Source organism: Paenibacillus sp. J22P143, from assembly GCF_059692035.1.
On record NZ_JCAUAQ010000006.1, the window covers coordinates 139,335 to 150,017 of the forward strand.

A 10,683-nucleotide genomic window follows, 5' to 3' on the forward strand; every position below is an offset into this window, starting at 1 on the left:
TTAGTATTGAAATCTCTCAATAATCATAGGCTGCAATTGTTTACCTTCAAGCGCAGCTTCACAAGCTTCCATAATCAAGTCCATCCGAGCCACCAACGAATTTGGTTTGGCTCCAGGTGCATCTTGACCATATGGCACAAAATAAATATTTTTCGTAATGAGTAGCTTTGCGATATTCATCGCATTTAAGCCCAAACCATCATTCGTTGAAATCGCTAATACAAGCGGTCTCAAGTTTCTCATTTGTGCTTTAGCTGCCATAAGAACAGGACTTTCTGTCATTGCATTTGCTAGTTTACTAGTCGTATTACCCGTACAAGGAGCAATCACCATCACATCCAATAACTTGGATGGACCTAGCGGTTCTGCATCTACAATGGTAGAAATAATCTCATTCCCCGTAATATCCTTCAACATTTGCTGCCAATCAGCTGATTTACCAAATCGTGTGTCGGTCGTCATAATTGTATTCGATACAATCGGAATGACGCGTGCACCCGCATCTACAAATCTCTTAATTTGAGGCATGACCTCTTCAAGTGTACAGTGAGATCCGGTTAATGCATAACCGACTGTTTTCCCTTGCCAATTCATTCCACATCGCTCCTGTCTTTGAAGTCTTCCTCGATCAGCTGACTTAACGTGTTAGCCATAATTCGGCCAGCTGTTTTGGGGGCGACGATTCCAGGTAAACCGGGCGCTAGCATCGCTTTAATGCCTCTCTTCTCGGCAAATCGAAAGTCCGTTCCGCCGGGTCTTGAAGCTAAATCGATAATAAGCGCGCGATGTGGGATATTGGTAATAACTTGCGCTGTGACTATCATAGTCGGAATTGTGTTAAAAAGCAAGTCAATATTCCCCACTTCCGGGTACAGATCCTTCGTATAAAAAGGCTGAAAACCCATCTCCCACGCCCTTGCGTAATGCTCCGGTTTCCTGACGCCAACCTTGACGGTTGCCCCTAATCCTTGCAAGGTTTTAGCCATTGTGAACCCTGTTCGACCAAAGCCCAAAACCATACAAACGGATCCATGAATGGTAATATCGGTGTTCTGGATGGCCATCATCAGCGCACCCTCTGCAGTTGGAATCGAATTGTAAATGGCAATATCATCACGATCTAACAGCTCAACTAGCTCAATATCATGTGCCAAAACGAGCTTCTTCAAGTAGCTCTTCGCCATACCTGTGTAAACCTTGGCATGCTTCGGCAATGAAGAAATATGCTCATCCGTCAGAATCATTTCTTCACTTGAGAAAATAGATTCCACTTGTCCTGTCTCATCCGTACCTACAACTGGCAAAATAAGTGCATCCACATGCGCAAACAATTCCGGATCTAACTTCACATTCGTAACACCGTGAAATTGCCGCCCGAGATTGTCAAATCCGAGTAATATAACGGTAGCGTCTAGCTCAGTAAATTTCTGAATTACTTCAAGTTGCCGGGCGTCTCCCCCCATAATAGCAACCGAAATCCCAGTAAGCATTCTTGCTTACACCCCTTCCTCGGTCCGTTTCGATAAGTTATACTATGCGTTCGCCTAAGGATGGGTGACTTCCGTCTTTGTTTCCTCCAAAACAAGAAAAACCCCTTCCTAAGAAGAGGTCGTTTCTTGAATACTTCGATGATAAAGGTAATTTTATCGCCCTGTATGGCCGAAGCCGCCAGATCCACGTACCGTTTCTGATAACTCAGTAACTACGGTCAATTGAATTTGTGGCACACGCTGAAATACCATCTGCGCGATACGTTCATTTCGCTGAATAACGAATGGCTCCTGACCATGATTAATCAGCAATACTTTAACCTCACCGCGATAATCCGCATCAATAGTCCCTGGAGAATTGAGTGTTGTAATGCCATGTTTATAAGCTAGCCCGCTTCTCGGGCGAATCTGTGCTTCTAGTTCTGGCGGCATACTAAGCGCGAAGCCGGTTGGAATTAATTGACGCCCACCAGGTGCGAGCACGACTGGTTCGCTAACCGCGGCATGCAAATCATACCCGCTAGCTGCTTCGGACATTTTCTGCGGTAAGAGAACGTCTTCTTGACCCTCCATACGTTTCATTTGCACTTCAAAATCAAAGAGAGACAAGCTGATCCCTCCTGAAGCCGCTAATCACATCATCCGCATTTCCGACCATGGATAAAGCAAAAGGTGTTGAAAATAGCGTTTTCGTCAACTGACGTATATGTTCCATGTTCACACTTTCAATGCGTGCGATCATTTCGTCCAGACTATAATGCTTACCAGTCATCAATTCATTTTTACCATAACGGTTCATCCGACTGCTCGTGCTTTCTAAACTAAGAATAAGGCTGCCTTTCAACTGCTCTTTCCCCTTCTTCAGCTCAGAATCTGTCATGCCATTAACAGCTATGTCATGAAGCAGCTCCATCGTCACTTTCAGTACTTCTTCTGTTTGCTTAGGTGCTGTTCCCGTATAAATGGTAAACATACCGCTATCAATATGAGAAGAGTGATACGAATAAACTGAATAAGCTAATCCACGTTTCTCACGAATTTCTTGGAAAAGTCTTGAGCTCATTCCTCCGCCTATCGCATTGTTAAGTAAGACCATCGGATACAGATTTTCCTCCTGAAGCGACAAGCCAGGCAACGACAAACAAATATGGTTTTGTTCTGTTTTCTTGGCATGGAAAATCATTTCGCTCATAAAATTTGGTGCATCATAGCTTGTTTCAACACCGGATTGTGAAAAATCACCGAAATGCTTCTCAATCAGTTCTTTTACACTATCATCAATGTTCCCAGCAATACTTAGCACGGTATTCTCCGTATTATAATTTTGCTTGAGATAGGATCGAAGATCATCGGATTTCATTTTGGACAAATTGTCTTGCGTTCCTAAAATCGTATACCCTAGAGCGTGTGGACCATAAGAAGCTTTGGCTAACAAGTCATGTACGAGGTCATCAGGTGTATCTTCATACATTGAAATTTCTTCGTAAATCACGTTCTTCTCTTTTTCTAACTCACCTTCATCAAAGGTCGAATTGAAAAACATATCCGAAAGTACATCCATCGCTAAAGGCAGATGTTCATCCAGCACTTTGGCATAATAGCACGTATATTCTTTGGACGTGAAAGCATTCACATTTCCGCCAATGCCATCAAAAATTTCTGCGATATCTTTCGCCGAATGACGTTCCGTTCCTTTGAACAACATATGCTCAATGAAATGTGAAATACCGTTATTCGTCTGCGACTCATTACGCGAGCCTGTTTTTACCCAAATCCCGAAAGTTACCGATCGAAATGTAGGGATTTGTTCCATGACGACTCTCAAGCCATTATGTAAGCGATATTTGATCACCAAGGTTCCTCCTCGAAATGGTACACCTAAAAGTCCAATTCTCCTATTATACTTCCTAAGTCTAACAAAAATGTGCCTTGGACTCAAATTCGAGGCAGTAATTCATGGCTAATTCGTGATTTGTCCCTGTCCAGTGATCCTTTTTGAGGAAAGAAGGTCGGAAACCGTTCCAAGCACTAGACCTTTTTTCTTAATCAGATTGATCATACCTGGCAACGCATCACGAGACGAAACCGTTGGATGCATCAGAATAAGAGTTCCGGGTTCAACATTGGAAGATAAGCGTTCGATAATACGGCTTGCACCTGGATTTTTCCAATCTATGGTATCAAAGGTCCACAACACCGTTTGCAACTTGAACTCCGCGGCCACCTGAATGGTTTCTTGATTAAAATAACCGGAAGGCGGTGCGAACAATGTATTTTTAACACCGAGCTGCTTTAGTAAATCTTCGGTTTTCGAAATTTCCTCTACCGCTTTGCTGCGCGAAATGCTTCGCATATCTTTGTGAGAATAAGCGTGATTCGATATTTCGTGCCCTTCACTCTGAATGCGTCTGGCCATCTCTGTATTTTTCTTTAACCAAGAGCCATCAAAGAAAAAAGTCGCATGGACATTTTCGTTGCGTAGCGCTTCTAATATACTTGGCAGAAATTCATTGCCCCATGCGACATTAATCATAAAAGACACCATAGGTTTCTTCGGATTGCCTTTATATATAGGATTGGGTCCAAGATCATCTAATTGAATTCTTGGCTCTATTTCCTTCATCACATAATTAATTTTATTTGGCGTTAACTGATGCTCTGCTAACTTCAATGTCTCCTCGATATCCACCTCTAATCCGTTGTAACCGGGGATCGCTTTCCACACGGAATCTACTTTGGCATTAATTGGAGCAATCTTACGGTTCTCCGCTTCTTTGGTTATTGCTTCTAATAAGGTAGATTGCTTAGCAGAAGCAAAAACAGGACGCACTTCTTCCCTTTTCCCATCTTTCTCGCCAATAAAATGAGTTTGATCGTTTTTCACACTTTCTATATAGGTCCGTACACTTGGGATCGCATTCAAACTCAATAGAACCATTGTCAAAAAACTCCCAAGCAGTATCCATTTTTTGCGGAGCATAAACAGATCCCCTTTCTTCATCACCTGATTGTATGAAGGTTGGGACAAGAGTAGAACCTGTGCATGTCCAACTAAGCAGCGAAAAGCAAAAAAGAGACAGATAGCTCTGACTCTTTATCCTTTACTATGAATGAAACGGCCTCACGATTGATGAATCTCTAGCTTTGAGCAGAGACTTGTGAAGTTAATGTTGCTTTGCGCGAAAGATTAACTCTTCCTTGTTGATCAATTTCCGTAACTTTAACTGTTATTTGATCGCCAATGTTCACGACATCTTCTACTTTTGCTACACGCTCCGTAGAAATTTGTGAAATATGAACGAGACCTTCTTTACCAGGTAGGATTTCAACGAATGCGCCAAATTTCTCTACGCGTTTAACTGTACCTAGGTAAGTTTCACCAACGATAACTTCACGTACAATGCCTTCAATAATGGAACGAGCTTTCTCGTTCATTTCTTGATTCGACGATGCAATGAATACGCGGCCGTCTTGCTCGATGTCGATCTTCACGCCAGTTTCCTCAATGATTTTATTGATGATTTTACCGCCTGCACCAATAACATCACGGATTTTGTCCGGATTGATGTTCATGGTTAGAATCTTAGGCGCATATTGAGATAGATTTTTGTTTGGTCTGGAAATACGGGATACCATTTTGCTCAAAATGTGTAAACGACCTTCTTTGGCTTGTTGCAAAGATTGTTGCAAGATGCTGCGGTCGATGCCATCAATTTTGATATCCATTTGTAACGCCGTGATCCCCTCAGCTGTACCTGCAACCTTGAAATCCATATCGCCAAGGTGATCTTCCATACCTTGAATATCGGACAGAATGGAGAAATGATCGCCGTCTTTGATAAGGCCCATCGCAATACCTGCAACTGGAGCTTTAATCGGAACACCAGCATCCATAAGCGCAAGAATACTTGCACAAATACTTGCTTGGGATGTTGAACCGTTCGATTCCAAAACTTCAGACACAAGACGAATTGTGTAAGGGAACTCAACTTCGTTCGGAATGATCGCTTCAATAGCACGCTCACCTAACGCACCATGTCCAATCTCACGACGGCCTGGCGGACGCAATGGTCTTGCTTCCCCAACGCTGAATGGCGGGAAGTTATAGTGATGCATGAAACGTTTGGTTTCTGTCAGATCTAAACCATCCAAGATTTGAACATCGCCCAGGGCACCTAATGTACAAATGCTTAGTGCTTGTGTTTGTCCACGTGTGAACAAGCCAGAGCCGTGTGTACGCGGCAGCAAGTTGACATCGCACTCAATCGGGCGAATTTCATCAGGTTTACGTCCATCTGGTCTTACTTTATCATGCGTAATCAAGCGACGTACTTCTTCTTTTACGATATCATAAAGTGTTTCTTTCACGTCACCTAGAAGTCCTGGCGTTTCTACATACAACGCAGTGAAATGTGCTACAGCATCCGCATTCACAACATCGATTGCTTCTTGTCTTGCATGCTTTTCAGGGATTTTGATCGCATCAACTAATCTTGCTTGCGCAAATTCGCGCACCGCGCTATTCACTTCAGCATCAACCGCATGAAGTTTAACTTCCATTTTCGGCTTGCCGACTTGCTCAACCAATTCCTCAATCGTCGCGACGATCTTGCGAATTTCATCATGACCGAACATGATCGCTTCTAGGACAACTTCCTCAGAAACTTCTTTCGCTCCAGCTTCAACCATCATAATCGCATCTTTGGTACCAGCGACTGTAAGGTGCAGATCACTCTTCTCCGCTACTTCGCCAGTGGGGTTGATAACGAATTGACCATCTACACGACCAACAATCACGCCACCGACAGGTCCATTAAATGGAACATCAGAGATCGCAAGTGCTGCGGACGTCCCGATCATTGCTGCCATTTCTGGCGGACATTCTTGGTCTACGCTCATGACAATAGACACAATCTGAATATCATTCCGGAAACCTTCTGGGAACAGAGGACGAATCGGACGATCCGTTAAACGGCTCGCAAGAATCGCTTTCTCACTTGGACGTCCTTCACGCTTGATAAAACCACCAGGGATTTTACCAACCGCATATAATCTTTCTTCATAGTTCACTGTTAACGGAAAGAAATCTAAATCTTTCGGTCCGCTGGATGCCGTTACTGTGCTAAGCACTACCGTGTCGCCATAGCGAACAGTTACTGCTGCATTGGCTTGTTTGGCTAGTCGGCCAGTTTCAAGAATGAACGGCTTACCGCCAAGTTCCATTTGTACCCTTGTCTCCATAAAATCCTCCTAAGGCATGGTTTAAATTTCAAAATATGTGTTGTAAACATGTACAGAAATCGTAAGATCCAGAGACCAATCCGAATCTACTCCCTATGTATGCAAAATGAACTATCTGTGGAGTATTGCTCTATTTCTGCGTTATGTCTAGTATTTCCTTCTTTTCCCGTTTTAAAAATACAAGAAAAAGCAACCTTTTGCTGCTCTCTGCCAGAGCTTTATCAAGCCTAGCAAAGGAGCAACAGGTTGCTTCTCATTGTCGGTTTTATCGACGCAAACCAAGCTTTGCAATCAAAGCACTATAGCGGCTTACATCTTTGTTTTTAACATATGCTAGCAACTTACGACGTTGTCCAACCATTTTAAGCAAACCACGACGGGAGTGGTGATCTTTCTTATGCGTACGAAGGTGGTCTGTAAGGTTAACAATGTTTTCTGTAAGGATTGCTACTTGTACCTCAGGTGAACCTGTGTCGGTATCGTGTACCTTGTGAGTTTGAATCAGTTGTGTTTTGCGCTCTTGCGTAATTGCCATAATCGTTCATCTCCTAAATTCTATTAGTATCCCCGCTAGCCTCGAAAGCGCCGATGAAAACGTCAATCCAAGCTAAGGTTCATGCCAAAGGAACACGTCCATTTGACAACGTTAATAAGTATATCACAATTGACTCGAAGAAGTAAATGTATGATTACAACTCTGTCGTCAATTTATACTTAGCTTCTTCAGCGTCAAGCTTAATTTGAGCAACTAATTCGTCTAATGAGGTGAATTTACGTTCTGGTCGAAGGAAAGAAATAAGCTCAACCATCACCGTTTCTCCATAAATTTGCTCAGAAAATTCGAATAAATGCGCTTCAAACGATGGTTTTAATTCCCCTGTCTCGAAAGTTGGTTTCACACCAATATTCATGACTCCTTGATAAACTTCCCCACGAACGGTAGCTTTAATCGCGTAAACTCCATTCGTAGGACTGACATAAGGCTCGTCCAATTGAAGATTAGCTGTAGGAAAACCAAGCGTTCTTCCTCTCTTCGCACCATCAACGACAATGCCGCTTAAGCTATATGGACGTCCTAGCAGCCTAGTCACTGTTTCCAGTTGACCTTGCTGTAATGCTTCACGTATACGTGTACTACTTACTTTTTCACCATTCATATGAAAAGGTCTCACCACTTCAACAGAGAATTTCCCATGACTCAACTCGCAGAGTGAATCTGGAGTACCTTTACCTTGAAAACCAAAGGTAAAATCAAAACCACAAATGACGCTATCAACGCCAAGTCTGTCAAGGACTTGATCCACGAATTGCTCCGGAGATAATCGCATCAGGGAAGCATCAAACGTCACAACGTACGTATGATTCACACCCATGCTCTCAAATATCTCCATCTTCTTTTTCATCGGAGTCAGAAGATCCACGTATTTATCTTGACCCATTACGGCTCTAGGATGAGGATAGAAGGTCATAATAGCTGACTTCAGACCAAGCGTCTTAGCCGTAAGCAAGGCCCGGCCAATAACCTCTTGATGCCCTAGATGCACACCATCAAAGTCACCAATGGCCACCACTTGTTTACCTATCGTGTGAGCAAGCTGATCCAGATCCATCGGATATGATATTGGTATTATTTTCATATAAGTTCGTCACCTACCCATTTCAACCCGTCCCGCGACGTTATGATTAAAGGAAAACTTTGGCCGGGACCAAGACGTGGCTAGTGCTTTTCCATTCAAACAGACCAAGAAATCGTTCATCAGGTGAATAGGCCCGAAATATGGTTTGTGAAGCATCTGCATGAGCCACCCGATTCGCAGCTAGAGCTATTTTCTTACCTTGCAAGGAATGAACAGCTTCTTGATCCGTAAGGGAAATGGAAGGAATATGCGAAATGGCAATGTCCATAGGAATCATATGTTGCTGTAAGGTTCCCGCTTCTTTCATTAGAACAATTTGCTCAAATGTTAGACATTGCTCTTCGCGAATCTTCCCTGTCGACGTACGTATCAAGCTTACCATAACGGCAGGATATCCAAGTGCTTTCCCAATATCTACACACAATGTTCTGATATAAGTACCTTTGGAGCACATGGCCCGGAAACGAATTTCAGGATGCTTCTGATCTAGGCCCAGTTCGAGAATTTCTAGTTCAAAGATCGTTGCTTTCCGTGATTTTCGTTCAACTTCCTTGCCTTCTCTCGCCAATTCATAAAGACGTTTACCATCTATTTTGACAGCTGAGAACATGGGTGGAATCTGCTCGATGTCCCCGACGAAGGATTCTAGTACTTCTCGCACTTGATCTTCCCCGAGTGAAACATGTGACACTTCTTCCAACACATTGCCCGTCATATCTTCGGTATCTGTAGATAACCCAATACGTAAAACAGCTTCATATTCCTTCGGTAATTCTTGAATATATTCAACCATCCGAGTCGCTCGTCCAATGCAAAGTGGCAGAACACCTGTCACTTGCGGGTCAAGTGTCCCAGTATGACCAATTCTTTTAATACTCAATATCCTTCTAACTTTGGCGACAACATCATGTGATGTAAAGCCCGCTGGTTTCCAAACAGGCAGAATGCCTTCTAGCGTCATTTCAGCTTGTCCCCTACTTCCTTAACCATTCTAGCAACAGCTTCGTCTAGCGTACCATAGATTGTACATCCTGACGCCCGAACATGCCCTCCACCGCCTAGCGATTGAGCAATAGCAGCTACATCAACTAGTCCAGAAGAGCGAAGACTTACTTTAATGACACCGGCTTCCTTCTCCTTAATCAGCATACCCACTTCGACACCTTCCACATTACGCGGATAATTGACCAGTCCATCCAAATCATCACTCGACGCACCCGTCAACTCTAAGTCAGCAAGAGAGACAGCTAGCCAAGCCAGTTTGCGATCATACGCAAAGGAAAGTGTGGATAATGCTTTTTGGAGAAGTACAATTTGCGCATACGTCATACGTTCAAGAACAAGTTCAGCGATTTCGGCACCCTTGACACCTAACTCCAACATCGTAGCTCCGATTTTCATGACCTCTGATGTGGTGTTTGAGTATCGAAAGCCGCCTGTATCCGTCAGCAATCCGGTATAAATGCATTCACCAAACGTGATGTCAGGTTGCAGCTTCATATGTATCGCCAAATCATACAATATTTGAACTGTTGCCGCGGCGTCATGCTTAATTAAATGACAGGAACCAAAATGATCATTCGTTGGATGATGGTCAATATTGAGTAACTGTGCCTGCTCATCAAAAAGAGTGCTGATCCTACCCATTCTGGAGAAATCAGCACAATCTACACTTATGATGGTTTGGTATAATCGATTCGGTGCCAATTCACTATAATCAATGGTTTGCTTACTTCCTTCTAAATAGGAAAATTTAGAGGGCATAGCGCCCTCATTGATCATCGTGAATGACTTCCCAAGTTGACTTAGAATCCAACCCGTTGCATACGTTGAACTGGCAGCATCACCATCTGGTTGGATGTGTGACACGACCAGGAAATCATCATGCTGCTCGATAAATGCAGCTGCTGCTGCCAGCTGCTGACAGTATTCGGTGGCATGGATCATTCCGTTATTCATACGTTTCTATTTCCTTCCTGATTGAGCTTATACAACAATTGGTCGATGTGAGACCCATAGTCGATAGAAGCATCAAATTTAAACTGTAGCTCTGGAATTTTCCGCAAACGAATTCGTTTGCCTAACTCAGAGCGAATATATCCTGAACCTACAGAAAGCGCCTTAAGGGTGGCAGCTTTCTCTTCTTCAGTTCCCATTACACTTAGGTAAACACGAGCCAGGGATAAATCATTCGTCACTTCGACACCAGTAACGGTCATGAATCCAATACGAGGATCTTTCAGCTCCGCTTGAATGATTTGACTTAACTCTTTTTTAATTTGTTCGCCAACTCGACCTACACGAACTCTAGCCAT

At 43.3% G+C, this 10,683-nt stretch carries 11 protein-coding genes; all 11 read right to left on the reverse strand.

Annotated features, from left to right (window positions below):
* The 11 genes from AC58PQ_RS12880 to rbfA all read right to left on the reverse strand — a co-directional run bounded on the left by AC58PQ_RS12880 (position 1) and on the right by rbfA (position 10,683).
* Positions 1-594 (reverse strand): dipicolinate synthase subunit B, encoded by a 594-nt coding sequence (locus AC58PQ_RS12880; RefSeq protein ID WP_056625070.1) that lies wholly within the window; start codon positions 592-594, stop codon positions 1-3.
* Positions 591-1,490, reverse strand: coding sequence for a dipicolinate synthase subunit DpsA (gene dpsA, locus AC58PQ_RS12885; protein ID WP_497242331.1), 900 nt, complete (start codon positions 1,488-1,490; stop codon positions 591-593). The genes AC58PQ_RS12880 and dpsA overlap by 4 nt, the downstream gene beginning before the upstream one ends.
* 153 nt (positions 1,491-1,643) lie before the next feature.
* On the reverse strand, positions 1,644-2,072 hold the full coding sequence (dut, locus tag AC58PQ_RS12890) for a dUTP diphosphatase (protein ID WP_497242437.1): 429 nt from the start codon (positions 2,070-2,072) through the stop codon (positions 1,644-1,646).
* A gap of 13 nt (positions 2,073-2,085) precedes the next feature.
* Complete coding sequence (locus AC58PQ_RS12895) at positions 2,086-3,342, reverse strand: M16 family metallopeptidase (protein ID WP_497242332.1); 1,257 nt, start codon at positions 3,340-3,342, stop codon at positions 2,086-2,088.
* 108 nt (positions 3,343-3,450) lie between these two features.
* Complete coding sequence (locus tag AC58PQ_RS12900; RefSeq protein ID WP_497242333.1) at positions 3,451-4,428, reverse strand: polysaccharide deacetylase family protein; 978 nt, start codon at positions 4,426-4,428, stop codon at positions 3,451-3,453.
* A 200-nt stretch (positions 4,429-4,628) separates the two neighbouring features.
* Positions 4,629-6,731, reverse strand: coding sequence for a polyribonucleotide nucleotidyltransferase (gene pnp, locus AC58PQ_RS12905; RefSeq protein WP_497242334.1), 2,103 nt, complete (start codon positions 6,729-6,731; stop codon positions 4,629-4,631).
* A 265-nt stretch (positions 6,732-6,996) separates the two neighbouring features.
* Positions 6,997-7,266 carry a 30S ribosomal protein S15 gene (gene rpsO, locus AC58PQ_RS12910; RefSeq protein ID WP_028558319.1) on the reverse strand — a complete coding sequence of 90 codons (270 nt, stop codon included), beginning with the start codon at positions 7,264-7,266 and terminating at the stop codon, positions 6,997-6,999.
* Positions 7,267-7,420: 154 nt separating this feature from the next.
* A complete protein-coding gene (locus tag AC58PQ_RS12915; protein ID WP_497242335.1) occupies positions 7,421-8,368 on the reverse strand; it encodes a bifunctional riboflavin kinase/FAD synthetase in 948 nt (315 codons plus the stop codon).
* A 46-nt stretch (positions 8,369-8,414) separates the two neighbouring features.
* Entirely contained in the window at positions 8,415-9,329 is a 915-nt protein-coding gene (gene truB / locus AC58PQ_RS12920; protein WP_497242336.1) for a tRNA pseudouridine(55) synthase TruB, read from the reverse strand.
* On the reverse strand, positions 9,326-10,327 hold the full coding sequence (locus AC58PQ_RS12925; protein ID WP_497242337.1) for a DHH family phosphoesterase: 1,002 nt from the start codon (positions 10,325-10,327) through the stop codon (positions 9,326-9,328). The genes truB and AC58PQ_RS12925 overlap by 4 nt, the downstream gene beginning before the upstream one ends.
* Positions 10,324-10,683: a 30S ribosome-binding factor RbfA gene (gene rbfA / locus AC58PQ_RS12930; RefSeq protein WP_497242338.1), complete on the reverse strand. Its 360-nt coding sequence runs from the start codon at positions 10,681-10,683 to the stop codon at positions 10,324-10,326. The genes AC58PQ_RS12925 and rbfA overlap by 4 nt, the downstream gene beginning before the upstream one ends.